We start from the raw sequence: 23,730 nt of genomic DNA, 5'->3' as shown, positions 1-23,730 counted from the left end.
CTCGGTTTAGAATTGATATTTTAAATAAGAATTGATTTGGTGGATAACCGTTCTGTTAGATAATACGTTGCTTCTATCGGTTGTACCGAGCAAAACATTCACAGAAGTATTGGTTACATCTCTTAGTGTGAGTGTATTAGTGGTATTGGTGGATACCGTAACCTTGGCTGCATCACCCGAATCGTTTTTAAGCAAACTTTCAAAAGAGCCCGTTTTCTGTCCATCACTGGCTACCGTACCTTTAATAATGTGGTATTGGATAAATTTGGCTACCCGGCTAATGTCTGCGGCATCTGTTGGCGCATAGTTTGGCGTTCCGTTGGCTAATTTCGGTAATAACCCAGCGGTTACCGCAGCTTGTATAGCCGCATTTGTTGGAATAAAAACGGTGTAAGAAGTTCCATCTGTAACCCCCTGGATAGCACCTGTTGCCGCAGTGTAAAGGGTTAGGTTATTTTTAAGATATTGAAAGAAGGAATAATAAGGATCGGTTGTTAAAGTTCCGTATTTTTCGATATGCTTGCTTACCGGAAGTACGGTATACATCAGTACTTTGGCTGCATAAGCATCAGCGCCGTTAACTGCTGTAGCAACCGAATCGATCTTAATACTTTTATCGGCAACCGCTGGCAAATCTTCTGTACCTGCTGAAGAGAAAAAACCATTATTGTACTTAATGTATTCGCCACCCGAAGTTTCTAAAATGCCAGCTGTGGTGGCAAAATTTGGTACGGCACGATCGCCCAGCGGGATAATATGTGTTTGCAACAATCGCCTTAAAACATTCAGATCGCCCCTGATGGGTGATGAAGGATAAAAGGGATCGTATGAGAATCCTAAACTAACCAATGTGGCATCAGGAATGGGGATAACAATATATTTTAAAGAAGCTGTTTTAATCGGAATGGCATAACCCAATACATCAAGCGCCTGTTTCATAATGTAATAGGTAGGATCTAAATTTACTTTTCCGTAAACGGTTGAAAATACGTTGGCATTTTGGGCCGCATTTACGCCGTAAAACAATCCGTTACTTAAAAACTGTTTGTCTACCACATTTGCAGGCGTAAGTTTAGTGGCCTCGCCTAAAAAGCTGTTAACCGTATTAAACTTGCTTGGCCATACGGTCGTTCTGTATAAATGGGAGTTGATAAAATCCCTGATGATGTCTGACCGTAAAGAAAACAGTTCGTTCAGCTGTGCTTTATAATTTCCGGGTTGTAACCTGTTTTTTGCATAATATTTTAACAGCACCTTTGCATAAGCTTCTACCGCCTCATCAGTTGGTGCAAAAATGGTATACATACCTATCTGTGCATCGTTGGCGTCTTCTTTCAGATAATTTTCGTTGTTGGGCGAAAAACCAAGCAGTATGCTATAGTTTTTAGCGTAAACGTTATCGCTTTTTCCGGTTAACACCTGGTAGCGATGGGTAATATCAGTATTTAAATTATAGCTTACGTATTTATCTAAAAGGGATTTGAAAGCACCATATTGTGCCTTAGTGCCGATATACTGATCGATGCTTTGTGGTGGGGTAAGTACCTTATCTACGATATGGATTACGCCATTTTCGGCCACAATATCCTGTTCGATAATTTTCCCAGGGCCAACATTTTTTCCGGTAAAGCTTGTATTGGGATAAAAATAGTTATAGTCTAGCGCACTAATGCCTGCAAAAGTGACGAAGGGTGTTAGAAAAAAGGGCAGGTTTTTATTATTGAAATCGGTTGATAAATAAGTTCCGTTACGGTTTCCCGCAATTACCTTTATCGCTTTACCATCGTTATCTACGCCATCGTAAACAAAATCGTAATAAACGGTACGTCGCCTGAAACCAACATTTTTAACGAAACCTTTTGATGTTAAGTTATCGCTTAAACGTTCTACCTTCTCTCCATCGTAAGTCATCGAATAACGTACAATTGCCGAAGCCAGTGTTGCATTGATTTCGGTTAAGTTATTTTCAGACATGTAGGTGGTAAAAGCCGCATCTGTTGGTGCAAAAACCGTCCACGAACCCGCCGTACTCAAGGTTTCTTTGTAGCCCGATTTATCTATACAATCTAAAAATCTGGTAAAATTTCCTTTGGCCTGGAGTTGTTGATAAATTGGATCGGCTAATGTTTCAGGACGGCCATAGAACTCATCAAATTCTTTTTTCCGGCAAGCGCTGAGAATGAATATAATCGTCAAATTAACGATTAAAAATTTTTGTAAAATTTTACTCATAGCAATTTCATTGGATAAACGGCCATTAAATACTGGGCAATAAAAAGCTATGGATCTAAATCAATTAGAAATTAAAAAATGCAAAAACTGACTTAAAGGGGTGAGTAGATTTTTACTGCATAGAATCGTATTAACGTTCGTTAATTAAATAGTTGGTTAAAAAGTTATTTGGTTAGTGAATTATTTCTTAAATATAAAAAGGTCGATTAAAACTCCCATCCTGTACTATCCTGTCTTTTTACTATAAAATATTATCATAAAAAGATTATATCCACCTACACTACACATAAATCGTTTTAAGTAAGGCTGAGTGCCTTTAAAAAAAAATAAACAACAGTATTAATGGTCAAAAAAAATATGAAGAGTACAAGAAATAAGACAAAATACAAGGTTATTATCCAATGGGCTGTGAAGTATTATCTAATGAAATACTGCTGGGTTTTAAAGCTATTTGGTATTCATCCATGCTTCTGGTATGGCAATCACACAGATATTCATCGATCGGTTGTCTTTCGACAACATCGCAGACTGAATTTCGATTTTTTTACCATCCGGACTCATGGTAGGATGCGGATGATCTGCAGCGCTTTGTTTATGTCCTGCCGAGAGCAATTTCATTTCATGCGTTTTCCTGTTAATGAGATAAATGCTCCTCGAAAAATCGTCGCCAACCGCCCATTTACCGTCTGGCGAACCGCTAACATGCCAAAGCCCGCTACCTGTTGGCGTTTGCCCTTCAATTCTCATTTCCCTTGTCCTTAAATTTACAATCGCCAGCCCGGTGGGTTTTTCTCGGGTACCTGATGGTCCCCAGCCATTTTCCTGCCCCGGATTAGCGCCATTTACCCCGGTTTGCGGAGCAGATACAGCACCCGTTCCAGGTATAGGCCTGTGCCCCATAATGGCCATGGCTACCTCATCGCGCGAAATTACGGCCTCGTGGGTAACCCATTCATAATCAGCCTCCGGATATAGCGGCCGTAATCCCGTTCCATCAGCCATTACCGTCCAGGTTCGTTGCGGCGATTTCCCTCCGGTTTCCCAACAAAAAACAATTTCGCCGGCAAGCCAGGGATTGGTTTGTATATGCCCTACCTGAAAAGGAACGGAAACTACATATTTGATTTCGCCGGTATATATATTCATCCCTGCAATACCCGCAGGACCAGCGCCCATTTTCCGTGGTCCGAAGTTCGGTTCCAGTTTAGTTCCTGCTACAAGATGTTTAGCCGCTTCTTCTTTACCCACCCTGAAATAAGCCCAGTTTTCGTCGCCATCAAGCGCCATATCGCCACCTGCAGCAATTTCTTCGGGCGTAGTTCCACAAATGCGCTCGTAAGTGGATAAGGATTTCATTTTGCCAGATTTACTATCTGCAAATACCTTCGCCAGATCTACCTCTACAATTTTCACTGCGCCGCCTGCGCGTTTATTCGAATCCACATTCCGCATAAAATAGAGCTTCATCGATTTTCTGGCCACATTCAACATTCCGGTATAACCACCTTCGGTCACCTGAACCAGGTCTCCTGTTTGCTCATTTACAGCCATTGCCTCGCCTTTAACCCTGCCCGACCGAAAAATGAGCCATTGCCCGTCAGCAGTCCACTGGTTATGCGTTTGATAAATTTTCGAATCTCCGGCAGGCGTACTGGTTAGAAAAGTCAGTACAACACCTGTAACGGGATCTTTAAGCACTTTTCTTTCCGAAGGAAAACGTTTACCCATCTGTGCGTAACCAGGGGAGTAATTAAATACAAACATGCAGGTAAAAACGGTTAGGAGAAAGGAACAGGAGGTATATTTCATCGTTATTTTGATTAAAAGCGGTCTTTCTTATTTATACATCTGTACTGAACTATCGTTGATGACAAAAGGGTGCTGCTGTAGCAAACGATAAGTTTCTGCTCCTGCCAAAAGCACCGGGCCATAACTATGCGCAGCAAAAACATTTACAGGCCTGTAATAATAAAACGCTGGATCGAAGCCCATGCCCGTGCCCACACAAGTACCTTCTACCTGGCCATTTGCATTTATTTTAGTACTCACCGCATTCCAGGCCAGCAGTGCCATGGGGCCATAAGCCTTAACATCAAGCCAGCCTTTGTTTACCGCACGGGCAATGCAATAGCTATAAATAGCAGTAGCTGAAGTTTCCAAATAAGAATCGTTACGATCTAAAAGCTGATGCCAAAAGCCTGTTCCATTCTGTAAAGCCGCCAAACCTTTTACATGTGCTTTTAACATTTTCAAAAGGTAAGGTCTGTCGGGATGGTTTGCAGGTAAAGCATCCAGCAATTCTATTTTGGTCATAAGTGCCCAGCCATTGGCCCTCCCCCAGTGAAACTGGGGATGAGGATCCATATCCTGAACCCAGCCATGCATATACAATCCTTTTTCGGGGTTAAACATCCGTTCTGCAAACAATCTGTATTGTTTCACCGCCTCATCAAAATATTTAGCTTCACCAGTTAACACGCCCATCTGGGCAATAGCCGGCAGGCTCATGTAGAGATCATCAAGCCATAAGGTATTGGGTTGTGGCCTGTTTCTGGCCAGTGTGCCGTCTTTCAAACGGAACTCTTTGGTCATGATATAATTTAAATAATGATCAATAACCGGACGGAGATCCGCATTTACCTCACCTGTTCGTTGCGCTTTGATCATTGCAGCCGCAATAGAACCTGCATCGTCCAATGCATGCGGATCTATTACCGAACGAACGGGCGTTACAGCCCCTTTATTTGTTTTTAAATACTTTTGATAAGCGGAAACAACGGCTGCCAAAAAATTGACGCGCTCAACCGTATAATCCTTAAATTTCCGATCTCCGGTGGCGGCAGCAGCCTCTAACATACCCGTATAGGTAACGCCCCACTCGTAACTCGTTAAACGGTAGTCTCCAGGCTTAAATATCGAACTGGAATCGGCTTTCTTTAAATCCGAAATCACCTTTCCCGAAACCTTATCGATCAGTTCGAAAGGAGTAGTTTTATCCAGATAGTTATAAACCCGATCAAGCGATACTTTAATATCTGCCATTTTTGTCTCGCCATAAGGTGTAACATAAGCCGGTTTCAGTAAATGTAGCGGCGCGGTAACATCATTACCTTTATGTTCAACATATTGTGCAAAAGCAGGCACAGCAGTGCATACGGCAGTAGCAAGGAATAATATTTTAAATCCTGGAGGTTTAATCAGATGGGTAAAAACAAACATAGTGGATGGCTTAAACTATATCATTATTCCCAAACGGGAACAAAACATATATGGGTTTATAAATGGTTAATCAAGCCAATCTATAATAATTTAAAAAAAGAAGCGACCTGCTCTGTCCTGCTTCTTCCGTAAAGAAATTATTACGTTACGCACAAATGTTGATTTTTTTTCCCGCTCTTTGCCGCGGGGCATGGTACTTTGGAGCGCCAAAGTACCCAAAGCGCTTTGTCAATCCAGCAAGGTGGCTTCTCACTGCCCCAGTCTCATCAAAAAAACAGCGGCACTTCGTTTTGTGTTCAATACCTTTGAAAAGCTGAGGATTATGATTATTGAACACAAAACCACTGCGTTTAAGGTTTGATGGTGCTATTTGTTCTATTCTGCAGCTGTTTTTTTGATTTTTCTGCCACTTGGGATTGACCGCGTGCTTCGGTAAAACCTGTGGTTTATTCAAGTAGCTAGCAAAATGCATAGGAAATCAAAGAAAAAACGTTGTGTCTTAAGGATACGTCTGAAATTAGCAGGGTTTTAGTTACGGATTAAAATAAAAAAGGGTAAACATTCTTCATGCTCACCCTCTCCTTTGTTTAAAGTCATCACAAATTAAACAAATCCTACCTACATGAATGGATAGACAATTAATTCATGCTGCAACAAAAATAATACAATCCCGTTAAATTCGTTCATTGCAAATTATAATCTGTTTGACAATAATCAAGAAACCTATTTGAAAGGGTTATATTTATGCTCCAGGGCATATTAAACAGGCTGAACAGCCACTAACTGCATTTCTTTTTCCTTTCCACGGAGTTTAATTGCACCTAATAGCTGGGTAGTATAATGGTCTGTTAACTGGAGTTCTTCAGCCAGCGCGATGGATACGAGCATTTCCTGGTTAAACTCCTTACACATATTCTGGATTCTTGAAGTGGTATTCAGCACATCGCCCGAATAGGTAATATCACGCTTTATAATTCCAACTTCTCCCGCTATCACTTTGCCACAGTGAATACCGGCTTTAAAAGCTGGCAATAAACCATATTTTTCATGGTATTTATTCCTGAGCAGTAACAGATGCGCTTTAATATCAAAAAAACAATTGATGCATTTATTGTTCCTTAATCCTTCATCATAACGCCAGGCTATTACCACCTCGTCGCCTACATATTGGTATATTTCTCCCCTGTTTTCTAAAATAGGATTGGTAATATCGATGAAGATATCTTTTAGTAATTCATGGTATTTTTTATCGCCGAGACTTTCGGCAATGGAGGTGGATGAGTTTAAGTCGAGAAACATAAAAATCCGTGATTCTTCCTTAGGTGTATTGTACTTTCCCCTGATGATATCCCAGAAAATCCCTTGTCCAAATTTACTGTTTATCTGAAGCAGCAACTGCGTAATGGAAACCACAATGGCCCACACCAATCCGTTTTTCAAAAATCTTTTCGAATCGCCCAATTCATAGAGGCTCAGTAACTCGTTTACAATCAAAATCACGCATAAAAATGATCCGGCTACAATAAGAAGGGTATAACCGTAAGGCTTATCGTTATATTTTACATTTACAAAAAACACAAGCAAACTCCCTCCTAACAGCGCGCCAAAAAGGCCAATAACTGCATTGAGTAAAATAGAAGAAACTAAGGTATAACCTGGAACGGGTCCTAAAGAATTTCGGGTATGCAGCACAAGATCTTCAAAAACCGCAATTACAACCCCAGTCATCATCCAGGCCAGGATAATGATGAATAATTGTTGAAGTTTCTGCTGTGTCTGGCGATTGATTTTTACTGACATCGTGATTTTTATTCAAAACAACTGATTCAATATACCCTAAGGTTCTACTAAAATAATGAATATAATCTGATATGGCTGTGCTTAACGATTGAATAATACCCATAAAAAGATCCCAGCTTCATTCAGGTGCCTGTACATCAAAACTGTTCGCTCCCGCACAAGCACTGTTCGAAAATGAACATGCCGCAATCAGCATTAAATAAAAAAAACGCATTATAGCGCGCTTAAGCAGACATTTTCTTTTTGGCATCCGCTTGGTTAACCCTGAAACTGAAATGCCGGTAAAGCTGATTTTTATTAGCACGCCATCATAAGCTCAACAAATTTTAACATTTAAATAAAAAACACCATGAAAACCTCAATTAAAACGCTAATCGCCATGGCATCTGCCATACTTACCTTAACAGTTAGCTTTCCAAACCACTCAAGGGCTACAGAAAAAACAGAAACAGTGCTCAATAAGATTCAAAACTTCAGGAGGATTGTGATCAAGGGCAATGTAGAAGTGATGCTGGTGCAGCGGCGCGCCATCGGAATATTCTTTGCAGATGATAACGCTGGAAGTGTGAAAGTTATGCAGCAGGGCGAAGTGTTACGCATTACCGGCCTCAATAAAGAAACGTGTAAACTTATTATTTATGTAAATGACATCTACCGCATTGAGGCTGATCAAAACGCTGTAGTGAGAACAGAAGCAAAGCTTAGTACTAAATATCTCCAGATTATTCTTAAGGGAAATGCCTTTGCCGATATCGACAGCAGTAGTGAAGGCTTATATACTGAAATTCTCGACAATAGTACTTTAAAACTCAAAGGCAACACCAATCGCCATACACTCGTGATGGGTAAAGCACCAAATTTAACCATCGATCGTTTTGCTGCCGTCCAAACGGAGGTCACCCAGGTGGGAACCGGGGAAGAAATTGCTGCGTTGGTTCTTTAGCTTGATTAAAAAAACTGGATTAATTAATTTAGAAAACAGTTGACGATCACTACTGGAAGGCCTAATGGATTCCAGTAGTGCTATCTGATAACCTAATATTATTATTTCAGATATAGAAAATATTAAAGATGTTCGGAATTTACAACAATCGATACAGTCTGACCAGCATATTGCTTCAGCGGCAGATCTAAGTCAAACGTCTGCGTATCGCCCCCGCTTATCTTAAGGCTAACCTTCATTTTTTCATAAAGATGGGAAGGATCTGCAACATAAAGTTGATATTTTCCTTTCTCTATTTTTTTAAGCATTAAAATTGATGGAATATCTGTTGATAAATTAATTTCATCATCCTTAAAAGACATATTTCCCGCATAAAATACCATCTGCCATATCTTCAATTTATTATGATATACCGCCTGGAGCTTTTCGTTATTGAACTTGATTGTAACATTTTTCCTTTCAAGGTAATGTTTCATTTCAATAGAATTTTTGATAGCCGGCACTAGGATATAGGCGTATTTCTCATTTTCAGGACGAATACCATGCTGTAAGCTTAACTGAAAAACAGATTTCTGCTCTATCTTTTTATTAGCTTCTTCACCAGTCATACTCACCCCTGCCCAATCACTAATCCTGTTTTCAGCAGATAGATGTGCATTGCCCCCTTGAGGAAACACATATCCTACATGATCATGCAATACCCATTCTACCTGATTTTTAAAAGTTAGGTTGATGCCTTTTTGATATCGGGTAACACGACTACCAGCGCATATGGTTAGTCCATTTCCAGAAAGCATTACCTGATTTAAAGTAGTGGCAACCGGATAAGGCAGGGTTGACTTGATACCTGCTCCTAAGCATACAATTTCATCATCAAACATAAACCAGGATTTTTTTGCTGAGGTATATAGATCATTATCCATTACATAAGCGGTAGCTCCGTAGCTTGAATCAGACACTCCTCCTGAAAAGGAATGTGTTCCTCTCCTATCTCCTACACCTGGCGCCTTATCTTTAATGGTAGGCAAAGTATCTGGCAGTGTAGTGCCAGGTAGTTTGGTCCAATTCCATAGTGGAAATATATTGTAATATTCATTCCCTTTCAATTGAAGGTTCATGGTTCCTTCTGAACCCCAAAATCCTTTCTGATTCTCCAGATTGCCAATCTCTTGTGAGTACTTTCTGTTTGAAACAGCATGTATCGACATCAAGTATGAAGGCCGGGTGTGCACCGTATAATCAGTATTCCAATAATGACGGTGGAAGGGTTCCACTTTGAAGAAAACAGGTTCTTCACCTTTCATCCTTTTTCTAATAGCACTATATTGTTCCTTTCCCTGTGGATCAATCTGCTCCAACTTTTCGAGATATGAAGAGTAGTCTTTTTGTATTGCACCAATACGCGAAATACCCCTACCCATCACATTCCAATCCATCCACTTCCCACGGATAACGCCAAATATTGATTCCAATATAAATTTTCGAAATAGATCCAGTTTCTCACCTTTCAGCGCATACTTGGTTCCAAAAGTATAAGCAGCAGATTTAACCACACTTGTCATAAACTCCACTCCATATCCACCATTGTACAGATACCCATAGTGCATATCGTAAGAAAGATCATATTGAATTCCTTCTCCAGTGGTGTATTGAATGGGCAAGTAAGCCTCTTTCACCCCCACTTCTAACATTTTTTCATTCGCTAGCAAAGCACTTATAAATATCCAGCCCATCGCAATCTGGGCTTTATTGGCTCCAAAATTAAACCTGTGCATAGGGTTATTCCGTCCGATACTGGTAACGGAAGTATCTTTGCAAATTACAGCCAGCGTATTTTTTTCCAACTCACCATCTAGGGGCGACTCGCCAAACCTCATATTGACAAGGCTTAAAGCTAAAGTTTGTGGACGCGTAATACCCTGCTGATACCAATTATCGCAATAAGGCAAAGGTTTATGATTAATGAAATAACTCAGGCTTTTATGTATGGCTTCAAAAATCTGTTTATTCTTATAATAACTACTTTTAGGAAATGAATAAGCTAATGTCATGGTCCTTATCCTTTCCAATACAGGTAACCAACCTGGCTTGATGCGTTTATAATCTGCATAATTTATAGATTCCCATTTTCCACTCTTTAGATTTAAACCTGCCAGATTATCTTCCACCCGTTTGTCCAGGCTTTTTATATCCTTTACGTCATCAATTTGCTCCTGATGAACCCTTTGTAATATGGTTTGGAATACGGATTGCGCTTTTGTATGGCTAAAAAAAGTTGAGCCGAGTATAAATAAGAAAACTAAAAAAACGGGCTTCTTCATATCGGCAAATATAAATTTTCGCTTGCTAATACCGAATTGGTAAAGGATATGCTAGCCTATGGAATGATGGAGTGTTTGATTTCTTAATTACCACCAGATAAAGTAAGGCAAAACACCATAAAATTAAACTGTTTTATCTTTCCTCTTCTTTCAAAGCGTTGATTGCCTCAACAATCTCATTTTCTCTGCCAATAATTCCAATACAGGCTTTTTGGCCACTAAATTAAAACTCCAGATATCATCGGTGATAAAAATAAAATTGCCCTCAAAACTGTAAATGTAGTCCCCCCCTTCCATTCCGATTATCCAGTCTTCTTTTTTCAGGTCAGGATAGGCCTGTAAAACCCTCATACAATATTCGCGAACCTCATTTTCATCTCTAAAATCTTCCAAAATAGATAAAATGCTATCTTCCGTATTCAGGTTATATTTTGTTAGCATTTCATCTATCTTATTTTCCATAAATCATCTAAATTTCATTACAAGTGATTTGCCAATTCTAATTCAATTGCATTCCTGATCAGTAAAGCCGTTTCTTCTAATATTTTTGGCGATGTTGCGGTCTCATCATCAACTGGGGTATGAAAATAAGGATTAAAATCGGCCCCAACAAAACCGAAATAAGAAGCGTACCCGTATTTTTTGGCTACACTAAGCTCTCCTAAGGCAACATCCTTCAGCTGAGCGATCGGTCTGTTATCAAAGGCTTTATGGATTGTATTCTCCATATTTGAGCTATAATAAACCCTCCTCTTAGGATCAACAGCATCAAGTTTCTTTATTCCGTCAGTTGTTTTTTGATATGCGTTTATGGCAAAACTCGCACCAAAATGCACCCACAGCCTGACATTTTCTGGTTTTGGTGCCCTTTTATCAATAAATACATGAGTTCCCCTATGATCTTCCAGTTCGTGAGATGAATTTGCGATAAAAACAAAGGTATACGGTGGTTTGGTAACGCTTACCCATTCGGCGATGGCATTAAAAATTGCAATTCCAGGTCCGCGCTCTCCACCGCAGGTAAACCAGCCGCTAATTGGAGTAGAAACAATGACTTCTTTTTTGCCAGATCCAATTTTGGCGATTACGTTACGTGCCTGTACATCTTTTAAACTGCCTTTAATCTGAAGGGAAGCTGTGGCACCGCTGATTAACTGTGCGGTATCTTTTGGTGCAATCTGACCACAGGAATTTTCCACGATGCATTTGGTTGGGTATTTAAAGCAGCTATTTGGCCTGCTTCATTATCCACAATCAAAATTATAGCACTGGCATGCCGGGCAATCAAATCATTAAAGCGATCGAGTTTTTCTAAACGGTCAATGTATTGACGGTCTTCTTTTTTTAATCTGATGATGGCAATTTTTCCCGAAACTGACTGTTTGTTCTTATCTGCATCAACTAAAACCGCATTTAAAGACACATTGGCCTGGGCAACAGGCCAAAGCGGAAATACATTTAATACTTTATTTTTTACTTGTAGTGAAGCGCTTTCCAAAAAATACTGCTTCACCGGAAAATAAAGGTATTCGGTTTTATACCCTAATTTATCCAGTTTATTTTTCAGCCATGCCGATGTTTGGTTATCGCCATCTGTCGCAGTTCTGTGAATCCCAAAGTCAACGTATTGCTTTACATCGGCGAACAATTTATTGCCATTAAAAATAGGATCACCGGCTTTATCTTGTGCCCATGTGCTTTTTGCCAAAACAGCGAGCATAAAAATTCTGAGTATTATTTTCATTTGATATCGATTTGAGAAATTGTAGTAAAACAAAACAGGCTACCAAAAGATGGCAGCCTGTTATTTATCGTCTTATTTATATTCAATAGTGATGTTGTTTAACTTTCCCGTAAAGTTAAAGGGTGCTTTGTAACGATCGGTTACAGTCGAATTTCTGTCTGCACCTACGTCGATCCCATCTTTATATATTGCAATTCTACCTTCTGCAGCAACAACATTGCGCTCGCCTACCTTTTTATCATTGATATAAATCGCCTCAGTACCTGCAGGTGCATTTTTATCTTTACTTTCGTGAGCCGGCGCAGTGAAATTAAATTCGAACTTCAGTTTTGATTTGCCAACTGAAACCGGAACATTCGATTCCAGATACTTAACAATGCTGCCTGTGTTATGTGCCACTACAAATTTGCCATCTTTAATAAATAAACTTAAACCTTCAAATTCAGAGCCGGTAGCAAATAAAACTCCTTGTGCTCCTGCCGATTTGATATCAACATCTGCAGTAATTGAAAATGCATCGTTCTGGAACTGTGGTCCGCTAAGGGTTAAAAACTGCTCAATACCCGGGTAAAGCACCACCTTTTTATCAAGACCAAAAGGACTGCGGGCTCTTCCGCCGACGCTGTGGCCGAGTGCATTATCATTTAATGGAAATACATTATACTTAATGGCCTCCTGCTCAAAAAGTGCCTGTAAATCTTTTACTTTTTCAGGGTATTTTGCAGCTAGGTTAATACGTTCGTTAAAATCGTCATTCAGGTTATAAAGCTCCCATACATCTTGATTAAAATCACTTCCGGATTTATGAAAAACAGAAGCTTTCCAGCCGTCCTTCACAATGGCCCGCTTTCCAAATAACTCATAGTACTGAATTTTGTGCCTGTTTTCGGCATTGGCATCTTTAAATGAATAAACCAAACTTGTCCCTTCAATCGGTTTCTGTACACTTCCTTTAATAACTTCAGGAACCTTTGCTCCTGTTAACTCATATATGGTTGGTGCAATATCAATTACATGCCCGTATTGACCGCGGATATCGCCCTTTTTTAACTGGCCATTCGGATAATACACAATAAGCGGCTGGTGCGTACCGCCCTCACTGTTCGGGTCTGCTTTCCATAACCTGAACGGTGTATTGGTTGCCTGGGTCCAGCCTGAGGGTGCATCTTCAAAAGAGTGTTCTGTACCCAGTTTATCAATGTTTTTATATAACGCTGCAACTTGTTTATCTTCATCCAGTGAGCTGATATAACCATTTAAACTACCATGCTCCGGGCTGTGACTTGATCCGTTATCGCCAATACTCACCAGGATCACCGTATTGTCTGCCTGTCCGATTTCTTTTACATAGTTAACAATGCGGCCAAACTCGTAATCCGCATGCGTTAAGAAACCCGCATAAATTTCCATAAAACGGGCATATACTTTCTTTTGCTCTGGCGATAAGCTATTCCAGGCTTTAACCGTAGGATCGCGATCGGGCAGCACCGCATTGGCAGGGATTACTCCCAGTTTTTTCTGACGGGCAAAAACTTCTTCTCTGTACCAATCCCAGCCTTTATCAAATTTGCCTTTATACAAATCGCTCCATTTTTTATCTACCTGATGCGGAGAATGAATTGCACCGGTTGCAAAATAGAGGAAGAAAGGTTTATCATGTGCAATGGATTTTTGATTAGAAATATAGTTGATCGCTTTGTCAGCTAATAGCGTGGTCAGGTGTTTCCCATTTGGTTCCGGATCAACAACTTTAGTGTCTTCGTAAAGATTTGGATGATACTGATCGGTATGCCCCAGCTGAAATCCATAAAAGTGATCGAAACCCCGGCCAACAGCCCATCTATCGTAGGGGCCAATTGCTGTAATTTCATTGATCGGCGCAACATGATATTTTCCTACAGCAAAGGTGCTATAGTTATTTTCGTGCAGCACTTCGGCAATTGTTCCCTTATCGGCTGGCATAATTGCATCATAACCCGGGAAACCACTCGAACTGTAATTTAAGGTACCCATATGTACCGAATGGTGGTTACGGCCAGTGAGCAGCGCAGCACGTGTTGGGGAACAAACTCCTGTAGAGTGGAAATTAGTATAACGTAACCCATTATTGGCCAAACTATCCAACACCGGTGTTTGCATTAAACCTCCAAAAGCACTCGATGTGCCATAACCGGCATCATCAATTAAAAATACAATTACATTTGGTGCACCAGCAGGTGCTTTTTTCTTTTCGGGAAAATATTCCTGAGATTCGGCTGCTGTTCTGCCAATTTTGCCTTTAAAACCCTGATCGGATGTTAATGGGTTTGATGTTTGTGCAGATGCCGCTTGAAATATCGATGATATTAAAATAGCTGCTCCCGCAATCTTATAATGTATCCTTTTCATAATACGTATCATTTAAAGTTTATGGTTTTCTAAAAATTTGTTTCTTACCAGCCTGGGTTTTGGGTAAGTTTTGGGTTTCTATCAATTTCACCCTGTGGGATGGCATATAAATAATGTCGCGCAGCTACATTCGTTTTTCCAACCAGCTTCAGGTTTTTAAGTAAAATCCCTTTCCCTTCAGGACCAACGCCTGTAACTTCGGTTCCCGTTTGACGGATCAGATCGAAATACCTGTGGCATTCGCCTACCAGTTCGAGGCGGCGATCCAGATAAACCGAATCCCTGAACTGATCTTTGGTTAATCCTGTTGTTAAATCGGCCAGGCCAGCCCTTTTCCTGATTTTGTTAATTGAAGTATAAGCTTTGCTTGTTGGCCCGTTAAGTTCATTTTCAGCTTCAGCGTCTATCAAAATCACTTCTGCAAAACGTAAGATGTTCATATTGGCATCAGAGTTTCCGGTGCTGGCATAATTAGGGTCCCAGTTTTTATTGATGAAAGGAACAGAATCCCCTGGTGCATTGATCGTGGCATACTTTTTACCATCTGTCGGACTGGTATAATAAGTGACAAATGATACACGCTTTCTTTTATCCTTTCCCGAATAAAGTTTGTACAGACTGAAAAAATTATCGCTTCCAACGGTATAAAAAGCCAATTGATTTCCGTAGGATCCTTTTAATCCGGGAACACCGGAGCGGATATCACTTGAGGTAATTAAATGACCGGTGCTGATTGTACTTCCTTTTATCTGTGCAGAAAAAATGTGCTCTTTTCCATTTTTATATGCCGGAAGAAAAACCTGTGCATAATCATCAAATAATGCGTAACCATAACTGCCTGTAATTACGGCTTCGGCATATTTCACGGCATTGGCCCAATCTCTTCTGGTTAAATACACTTTGGATAACAAGGCCACCGCAGCACCTTCGGTAGCACGACCTGCTTCACCGCCTGAGCCCGCTTTGAATAAAGAGGCCGCGGTTTCCAGATCATTGATAATCTGCAGATAAACCTGTTCTTTCGGTGTTCGTGGTACCTGCAGTTCAGCAATGCTCAACTGTGTCTGGTCTTTTAACAGCAATGGAACATCGCCATAAAGCCTGACTAAATTGAAATAATAAAAGGCCCTCAAAAATTTGGCTTCACCAAGTAAGCGGTTTTTAAGTTTGCCATCCATTTCTATCGCAGGAATTCTTTCCAGGGCAATATTAGCTTTATTAATGCCCTCGTAATGTTCCGTCCAGATTTGTTGGATGCGTAAATTTGTAGAAGCATGGGTTAACTTGGCCAGTGCCCTTACTTCTGCATTGGGAGAGCCCGGACCAGCATCCAGATCATCCGTCAGGAAATCCAATCCTGTATAAAACAGCCGGTTATATATCGGCTGAGCACCTGTGCTATTGTCAACCATTGGATAATATATGGCATTAACAGCAGAAACAGCATCGCCAGCTGTTTTGTAAAATTGCTCTGGCGAGATGAATGATTTTGGGTTTTCATCCAGTTTTACGCAGGCTGAAAGACTGGCAACAGCAATTGCCAGCAGTAAATATTTTATTTTCATCGTAATAAAAATTAGATTTTGAAAAAATTAAAGCGTTAGGCTGATGCCACCCTGAATTGATTTTGCATTCGGATAAGCTGCCCTATCCATCCCCGTGCTTATCGAGTTCTGTCCATTGGTGCTTACCTCCGGATCGTAGCCAGTATACTTCGTCCACGTGTAAAGGTTAGAACCTGAGACATACACCCTTAGTGCACTTAATTTCAATTTGGAGAGTAAGCGGCCTGGAATGCTATAACCAATAGAAACATTTTTAAGTCTGATGAAAGCGCCATCCTCCACAAAGCGGTCAGAAATAGTTACTGCCGGGTTTTCGATGGCTTTGTGTACATCAGTATTCCGGTTGGTCGGTGTCCAGCGGTCAAGTAATGTCGCTACAGCACCGGTATAACCAGTTCCTAACTCCAGGTTGGCGCGCGTCCAGTTGAAGATTTTGTTCCCATACGAGGCATTGAAAAAAACCGACAAATCGAAATTTTTGCACCTAAAAGTATTGGTTATGCTTGCCAAAAATTTTGGTTGAGAACTACCCACAATCTTGCGATCGGCATCCTGCGTTATCGCACCATCACCATTCAGGTCTTTGTACTTTTGTAAGCCCGTAGCAGGATTTACACCATCAGTTTCGTACATGTAAAATGCACCGACCGATTCGCCAACTTTAATAATCTGGGTTGGTAAAGTGGTGGGACTGGCCGGATCTGTAACAAAGAAATAAGGCGCGCCACCAAGCGTAATAATTTTATTTCTGTTTGCAGAAAATATCAGGTTGGTTGTCCAGTTAAAATCGCCCTGGAAGTTTATGGTTTTCAGTCCTAACTCTACCCCTTTGTTCCTGACTACACCTAAATTCTGAAATGCACTGGTCAAACTTGAAGAATAGGGCACCGGAACTTCAAGCAATAAATCTGAAGTTCTTTTATAATACACATCAGTTGTTAACTGGATTCTGCCCGAAAACAGTTCCAGGTCGATACCAAAGTTATATTGAGCTGTTTTTTCCCATGTTAAATCAGGGTTTGCAAAACTGGCTATGGCTAAACCATTAACCAGGGTATTGGCAAAAGTGTATTGATAACTCGACAAGCGCGAAAGTGATCGGTATGGATCGATCTCCTGGTTACCGGTTACACCCGCACTAAAACGGAATTTCAACGAACTAATGGCTTTTATGCCTTGAAGAAATCCCTCATTCGAGGCATTCCAGGCAATTGCTGCCGAAGGGAAAGTTCCCCATTTGTTATTGATACCGAACCTTGAAGATCCATCGGCGCGGGCCGTTAAGGTTAAAAGGTATTTATTATCGTAGGCATAATTGATACGGGCAAGGAAGGATTGCAGTGCCCACTCTGTTTTTAATGATGTTGGGGTTGCCAGCACCGTTCCGGAAGCCAGATTATTGTATTTAAATGCATCGCTAACAAAATTTGAAGTACCTGCGGTAAAAACCTCGGTAACCGATTTTTGTTGTGTATTACCTAAAAGGATATCGAAGCTATGTTTTCCATTAACTGTTTTTTTGTAGTTAATTGTATTTTCATTTAGCCAGTTTAATGTTGATAAAGCGCCTATTGATGCATTTCCACCTGGCAGACTTTCGTAAAGTGCAGATGGCAGGTATCTGTTCTGTTTGTTATTGATGATATCTGCACCTAAAGAAACCCTGGCTGTTAATCCATCGATAATGGTATATTCTCCAAAACTGTTGGCCAAAAACCTGGTGGTTTTTGTTTCGTTGGTCTGCAAGCTTAAAGTAGCTATCGGGTTTGCAACCGTTGCCCCAAAACTACTGTTTGCCGTAAAATTCCCATTAGCATCTTTTACCGGAACAACGGGTACCATAGAAAGAATATTGGCCACAATCCCGCTTGGTGCCACATCGGCATGGGTTATACTTCCGTTCAGATAAGCCCCCAATTTGAATTTAGCGTTTACTTCATGATCAATATTTAGCTTTGCCGAATACCGGTCAAAACCTGTATTTAAAATTACCCCTTCTTGTTTGAAGTAATTTCCAGAAAGTAATAAACGTGTTTTTTCATTGCCCGACGAAATCGAAAGGCTGTGATTCTGCACGGGTGCTGTTCTGAAAGCCTCGCTTTGCCAGTCGGTTCCTTCTCCAAGCTGGTCTAACTGCGCCTGGGTATAAAAGGGCGCTTTACCCGCATCGGTAAGGGCATCGTTTTTTAGCGCTCCCCATTCCCTGGCATTCAATACACCTATATTCTTACTCACTTTTTGTGTACCGTAATAACCGCTGTAGTTAATGGAAAAACTGTTTTTGCTGCCTCTTTTAGTGGTAATCAGAATTACACCATTTGCACCACGAGAGCCGTAAATTGCAGTTGCAGAAGCATCCTTAAGTACATCTATCGATTCGATATCGGCTGGATTAATTGCAGAAAGTGGATTGATGGCCGGTCCGTTGGTGATACCGGCATCAACTGATGCATCGCCATTGTAAACCGGGAAACCATCAATTACATAAAGGGGTTCGTTCCCCGCATTAATAGATGTTCCACCACGCACCCGGATCGAAACGCCACCACCAGGCTGTCCGCTGGATTGGGTAACCTGGGCACCAGAAATTGCACCCTGGATAAGCCGGTCTGGTGAGGCCACCGGAACGCCTTTCAGTTCAGTGGGAACGGAGGAAAGTGAACCTGTAAAGTCGCTTTTTTTCTGCGTTCCGTAACCCACTACCACTACATTGTTCAGTGTATTTACCTGTTCCTCAAGTTTTACTTCAAGCGGCGAGCCGTTGGCTACTACCTGCAATGTTTTATAGCCTACAAAACTAATGGTAAGCGTATAGGGGAATTTTTGTCCAGTTACGAAACGAAAAATACCATTATTATCTGTTAGTGCCGTATGGGTAGTGCCATTTATGCCCACATTTACGCCTGGTAAGGTTTCACCCGTTCTGGCATCTCTAACCGTTCCGGTTAAAGTTGAATTAATAAGCGGAGTGGTTTGCGCATGCCCATTTTTTGAAAGTACAAGCAGCAAGAATAAAATCAGGAAGCTGAAGGTTATTTTTTTTCTTCCGATGAAAGAAACAGAGAATAGCTTCCTAAAGTATTGTGTAGGAAATTTTGAAGTAAGCGTGCGCCGGGCACGTACTTCATAGAAATTTTGCATAATTTTGTTTAGAATTAAGTTACCATTTGAATCAGGGCCAACGCCAATTGAGAACCTGGTTCGAAGATTTATTTAGTTTGGAGGGAGAAATGAAAATTTTTCCCTTTTTTTATTTTCTGCAGTTCATTTTCATTTGTTTTGGTTTATAGTTAAGAATCTGGTTATTTATCTTTTACACATCTGAAGCCAAGGTGCTCCAGACTGCTGTCTTCTGATGTTTTCATTCGCCTTGCAACCCGATATCCGGAGCAATAGCTGGCATTACATAAAAAGGAACCACCTCTGATCAATCTTTTTATGGCAAAAGTATCGTCAGGATCAAAAGATTTAGCCGGACCTCTGGGGTTATCGAAAACTTTGGCACTTGCATAATACCGGCTATCGTAATAATCTGAGCACCACTCCCATACATTACCCGCCATATCGTACAGCCCATAGTTATTGGGCTGATAAGACTTTACCGGTGCGGCATAATAGTAGCCATCTTTCTTCGCGTTTTGATTAGGAAATTCTCCTTCCCAGGTGTTTGCTTTCACTTTGCCTGCGTTGAGGGCTTCATTACCCCAGGGATAGATTTTATTTTCGAGTCCACCCCTCGCTGCCCACTCCCATTCCGCTTCGGTTGGTAAACGTTTTCCCGCCCATTTACAATAAGCTATTGCATCTTCAAAAGAGATGTGGACCACAGGGTAATTATCTTTATTTTTAATATCGCTCTTTGGCCCATGGGGATGTTTCCAATCCGCATTTTTGGTCCATACCCACCATTGAGAATAATCATTTAAATCGACCTTATTGACACTTGGCTTAAAAACCAGCGAAGCTTTTACGAGTAAACTGGGGTCAGGTTTAGGCGTATTAGGCGGAAGCTGTTTTTTGATCACCTCCCAGTCGGGCGTGCGCTCAGCAGTAGTTTTATAATGTGTTGCATCGACGAACTTTTTAAACTGGGCATTGGTTACTTCGGTCACATCAATATAAAAACCTTTAACACTTACCCGGTGCTTCGGATATTCATCGGCCTGTGCCTGCTTATCGTCGCCCCCCATTAAATAACTTCCGCCCTTTATCCAAACCATTCCACTGATGGTCTTTACCGCAACACCGGGTGTATTTTCTTTAGACTGGTTTAATGTTGTAAACTTCACTCCATACCTGTTTGGAAGCTTAGCTGAACAGCAAGATAAAACAGCATCAGCCACCGGATGAGATTTAACCACCGGGTATGCCTGCCTGAAGTTCAAAAAAGGGCATGCCAGAAAAATAACCAAAGAGCTGATTACCAGTTTCCTGAAAAGGAGATTCATAAAAGGGATAATAAGGATATACTAAATAATGTTTGTGACGAGCGCTTGGTTGTTAGCTGCACATACAACAATCTGCATCTATTCTACAACAGGTTTCAGCATGGCTTAAAACAACATTCAACTTAAAATCAGGTCGAGTAGATTTGTTAATGTAAAGATGGTTCATATCGTTATGTGTAACATTGACAGTGCAAATATATAAATATATCTATATTATCTATGGATATAGTAGATTTATTATAAATATTAAATAATCAGCATGATACATTAAGGATTTTGCAAAAAGAATGGCCTAAAAAAATACAGAATTGCCAATACTATAATGAAAAAGCTGGTGAGTTGACCTGGTAATCTGGTATATACTGACAAACTCAAAAATCCGCTTCAAACAAAAAAGCAGTCCTTTTCAGAACTGCTTTCAAAATTTTTATTGGAAATCTGATTTAGCTTTGCTCAATTTCCTTCAGGCTATTCATTTTTTTATAGGCTAAGAAACCTTTGATATCTTCAAAATGTTCACGAACACGTTTATTGCCAAATTCAAATACTTTTTGTACCAATCCATCTAAGAAATCGCGGTCGTGTGATACCAAAATCAAAGTACCATCAAAATCTTTCAACGCATCTTTAATAATGTCTTTGGTTTTCATATCCAAATGGTTGGTTGGCTCATCGAGGATTAATACATTTACGGGTTCTAACAACAGCTTGATCATGGCCAAACGGGTTTTCTCTCCACCTGAAAGTACCTTCACCTTTTTGGTGGTATCATCGCCACTGAACATAAAAGCGCCTAAAAGGTCTTTGATTTTTATTGAGCCATCGCTTAACGGAATCTGATCAATGGTTTCGAATACCGTTAGGTTCTCATCAAGTAAAGCCGCCTGATTTTGAGCAAAATAGCCAATTTTAGCATTGTGCCCTACCTTTAAACCACCTTCAAAATCAATCTCGTTCATAATGGCTTTAATCATGGTCGATTTTCCTTCACCATTTTTACCCACAAAAGCCACTTTTTCTCCCCGCTCGATCACCATTGATGCTTTTTCGAAAACTACATGATCGCCGTAAGTTTTGGTCAGCTCTTCTACCATTACCGGATACTGACCTGAACGTGGTGAGGGAGGAAACTTCAATCTTAATGCCGAGGTATCCACTTCATCAATTTCAATGACTTCAAGTTTCTCCAGCATTTTTACACGCGATTGCACCTGTAAAGTTTTAGAATAGGTTCCCCTAAAACGATCGATAAATTCCTGGTTATCGGCAATAAAACGTTGCTGTTCTTCGTAAGCTTTTAATTGGTGTACACGACGCTCGGCGCGCAATTGCAGGTAATGGGTGTATTTGGCTTTGTAATCGTATATCCTACCCATGGTTACCTCGATGGTACGATTGGTAATGTTATCTACAAAGGTACGGTCGTGTGAGATGACCATCACCGCCTTTGCCGAATTGATCAGGAAATCTTCCAGCCATTGAATACTTTCGATATCCATGTGGTTGGTCGGCTCATCCAGTAAAATCAGATCCGGTTTCTTTAATAAAATTTTGGCTAACTCAATACGCATGCGCCATCCACCCGAAAACTCAGCGGTTTGGCGGGTAAAGTCCTTACGTTCGAAACCCAGGCCTTTTAATACTTTCTCTACCTCTGCATCGTAATTGGTTTCTTCAATCGAATAAAATTTCTCGCTCAGTTCTGATACCCGTTCGATCAGCTTCATATAATCGTCGCTTTCGTAATCGGTACGAATTGTAAGCTGCTCGTTCAGCTCATCAAGCTCTTTTTGCATTTGATTCACCTCTGCAAAAGCTTTCATGGTTTCCTCAAAAACAGTAACGTTATCATGCGTAAGCAAGTGCTGTGGCAAATAGGCAATTACGGCTTCTTTCGGACCAGTTACACTGCCAGAAGTAGGTTTAGCTACATCAGCAATAATTTTTAGAATGGTCGACTTGCCTGCACCATTTTTACCCATTAGGGCGATTTTATCATTTTCATTTATCGAAAAGGTTACGTCGCTAAAAAGGGTGGTTCCGCCAAATGAAACGGAGATGTTATTTACATTAATCACGATTGGGAATATTAAATTCGCGGCAAAGATAAAGGAAAGCGGTTAAATTTTTGCCAGAATCTAATACATAAAAAAGGATCTCTTGAACGATTATTCAAAAGATCCTTTTTTATGATTAGTCCGTACCGGAATTTTAAGGAAGTTTGACTATTTCAGTTCAACTTCGGCCAATACCGGAAAATGATCTGAAGGAAATTTACCAAAATAGGTATCCGTCAAAATGCCCCACCTGGTTGCTGTAAATTGTTTGCTTATAAAGATATGATCAATTACGGTTTGCCCACGTGGCGTGCGGAACCCATTTGAAGATGAATTATTGGCATACGGAAACTTAACTTTTGTATGTGTATCTGATAAAACACCTGAAGTTGCGATTCTTTGATACCATTCGCTGTCTCTGCCCCCATTTAAATCGCCGGTTAACAAGGCTGGTGCATCACCGGCAATTTCAGCTATCTTTTTTAAGATTAGTTTACTGCTTTCTTTACGGGCAACAACCCCCTGATGATCATAGTGTACATTAAAGGCATAAAACTTCTTTTTGCTTTGCACATCTTCAAGGAAAACCCATGAGCAAATTCTATTGCAGCAGGTGGCGTCCCATCCTTTCCCTGGCTGATCAGGGCTTTCAGATAACCAGAAGTCACCACTTTTAAGCAGTTTAAAACGATCTTTACGATAAAAAACAGCAGAATGTTCCCCTCCATCTTTACCGTCATCTCTTCCCTTGCCATACCGCGCGTATTCTGGCAGGGCATTAGAAATATCATCCAACTGGTTTTTTAAACCTTCCTGAATTCCAAGTACATCGAACTTATGAAAGCGGATAAGGTTAGCAACAACAGGCGCCCTGTTTATCCATAAATTACCTGAATCAGCAGGGTTATCATAACGGATATTAAAGGTACCAATGGTAATCTGCTGCGCCTTCACCACCAATGTAGTTAAGGATAATAATAGTGCAGTCAACAATAATTTTATTTTCATTTTTA

At 40.5% G+C, this 23,730-nt stretch carries 16 protein-coding genes; 1 reads left to right on the top strand and 15 read right to left on the bottom strand.

Annotated features, from left to right (window positions below):
- Nucleotides 1-6: 6 nt before the first annotated feature.
- The 5 genes from CA265_05530 to CA265_05510 all read right to left on the bottom strand — a co-directional run bounded on the left by CA265_05530 (nucleotide 7) and on the right by CA265_05510 (nucleotide 7,239).
- Nucleotides 7-2,232, bottom strand: coding sequence for a hypothetical protein (locus tag CA265_05530; protein ARS39161.1), 2,226 nt, complete (start codon nucleotides 2,230-2,232; stop codon nucleotides 7-9).
- 447 nt (nucleotides 2,233-2,679) lie between these two features.
- A complete protein-coding gene (locus CA265_05525) occupies nucleotides 2,680-3,996 on the bottom strand; it encodes a hypothetical protein (GenBank protein ID ARS39160.1) in 1,317 nt (438 codons plus the stop codon).
- A 72-nt stretch (nucleotides 3,997-4,068) separates the two neighbouring features.
- Nucleotides 4,069-5,451: a family 88 glycosyl hydrolase gene (locus CA265_05520; GenBank protein ARS39159.1), complete on the bottom strand. Its 1,383-nt coding sequence runs from the start codon at nucleotides 5,449-5,451 to the stop codon at nucleotides 4,069-4,071.
- A 145-nt stretch (nucleotides 5,452-5,596) separates the two neighbouring features.
- Complete coding sequence (locus tag CA265_05515; protein ARS39158.1) at nucleotides 5,597-5,923, bottom strand: hypothetical protein; 327 nt, start codon at nucleotides 5,921-5,923, stop codon at nucleotides 5,597-5,599.
- A gap of 287 nt (nucleotides 5,924-6,210) precedes the next feature.
- A complete protein-coding gene (locus CA265_05510) occupies nucleotides 6,211-7,239 on the bottom strand; it encodes a guanylate cyclase (GenBank protein ID ARS42896.1) in 1,029 nt (342 codons plus the stop codon).
- Nucleotides 7,240-7,600: 361 nt separating this feature from the next.
- Here CA265_05510 and CA265_05505 point away from each other — a divergent pair, with 361 nt between their 5' ends.
- The gene (locus CA265_05505) at nucleotides 7,601-8,194 is read left to right on the top strand and encodes a hypothetical protein (GenBank protein ID ARS39157.1); all 594 of its coding nucleotides are present in this window, start codon (nucleotides 7,601-7,603) and stop codon (nucleotides 8,192-8,194) included.
- A gap of 122 nt (nucleotides 8,195-8,316) precedes the next feature.
- Here CA265_05505 and CA265_05500 read toward each other — a convergent pair whose 3' ends face one another.
- The 10 genes from CA265_05500 to CA265_05455 form a co-directional block, all read right to left on the bottom strand.
- Nucleotides 8,317-10,515 (bottom strand): chondroitin lyase, encoded by a 2,199-nt coding sequence (locus CA265_05500; GenBank protein ID ARS39156.1) that lies wholly within the window; start codon nucleotides 10,513-10,515, stop codon nucleotides 8,317-8,319.
- Nucleotides 10,516-10,665: 150 nt separating this feature from the next.
- On the bottom strand, nucleotides 10,666-10,977 hold the full coding sequence (locus tag CA265_05495) for a hypothetical protein (protein ARS39155.1): 312 nt from the start codon (nucleotides 10,975-10,977) through the stop codon (nucleotides 10,666-10,668).
- Between the two features lie 17 nt (nucleotides 10,978-10,994).
- Nucleotides 10,995-11,714, bottom strand: a complete 720-nt coding sequence (locus CA265_05490) for a hypothetical protein (protein ID ARS39154.1) — start codon at nucleotides 11,712-11,714, stop codon at nucleotides 10,995-10,997.
- Nucleotides 11,666-12,259, bottom strand: a complete 594-nt coding sequence (locus CA265_05485; protein ID ARS39153.1) for a hypothetical protein — start codon at nucleotides 12,257-12,259, stop codon at nucleotides 11,666-11,668. Before CA265_05485 ends, CA265_05490 begins: the two co-directional genes overlap by 49 nt.
- A 72-nt stretch (nucleotides 12,260-12,331) precedes the next feature.
- The gene (locus CA265_05480) at nucleotides 12,332-14,647 is read right to left on the bottom strand and encodes a sulfatase (protein ID ARS39152.1); all 2,316 of its coding nucleotides are present in this window, start codon (nucleotides 14,645-14,647) and stop codon (nucleotides 12,332-12,334) included.
- Between the two features lie 44 nt (nucleotides 14,648-14,691).
- Entirely contained in the window at nucleotides 14,692-16,212 is a 1,521-nt protein-coding gene (locus tag CA265_05475) for a hypothetical protein (GenBank protein ARS39151.1), read from the bottom strand.
- 27 nt (nucleotides 16,213-16,239) lie between these two features.
- The gene (locus CA265_05470) at nucleotides 16,240-19,353 is read right to left on the bottom strand and encodes a SusC/RagA family protein (protein ARS39150.1); all 3,114 of its coding nucleotides are present in this window, start codon (nucleotides 19,351-19,353) and stop codon (nucleotides 16,240-16,242) included.
- A gap of 161 nt (nucleotides 19,354-19,514) precedes the next feature.
- Nucleotides 19,515-20,660, bottom strand: coding sequence for a sulfatase (locus CA265_05465; protein ARS39149.1), 1,146 nt, complete (start codon nucleotides 20,658-20,660; stop codon nucleotides 19,515-19,517).
- A 443-nt stretch (nucleotides 20,661-21,103) separates the two neighbouring features.
- Complete coding sequence (locus CA265_05460; protein ARS39148.1) at nucleotides 21,104-22,738, bottom strand: glycosyl transferase family 2; 1,635 nt, start codon at nucleotides 22,736-22,738, stop codon at nucleotides 21,104-21,106.
- 147 nt (nucleotides 22,739-22,885) lie between these two features.
- Nucleotides 22,886-23,719 carry an endonuclease gene (locus tag CA265_05455; protein ID ARS42895.1) on the bottom strand — a complete coding sequence of 278 codons (834 nt, stop codon included), beginning with the start codon at nucleotides 23,717-23,719 and terminating at the stop codon, nucleotides 22,886-22,888.
- Nucleotides 23,720-23,730 lie beyond the last annotated feature (11 nt).

It is taken from the genome of Sphingobacteriaceae bacterium GW460-11-11-14-LB5 (genome assembly GCA_002151545.1).
Classification (GTDB): domain Bacteria; phylum Bacteroidota; class Bacteroidia; order Sphingobacteriales; family Sphingobacteriaceae; genus Pedobacter.
The sequence above is the reverse complement of the archived record's forward strand: the minus strand, read 5'-3'. Positions and strand labels throughout refer to the sequence as shown.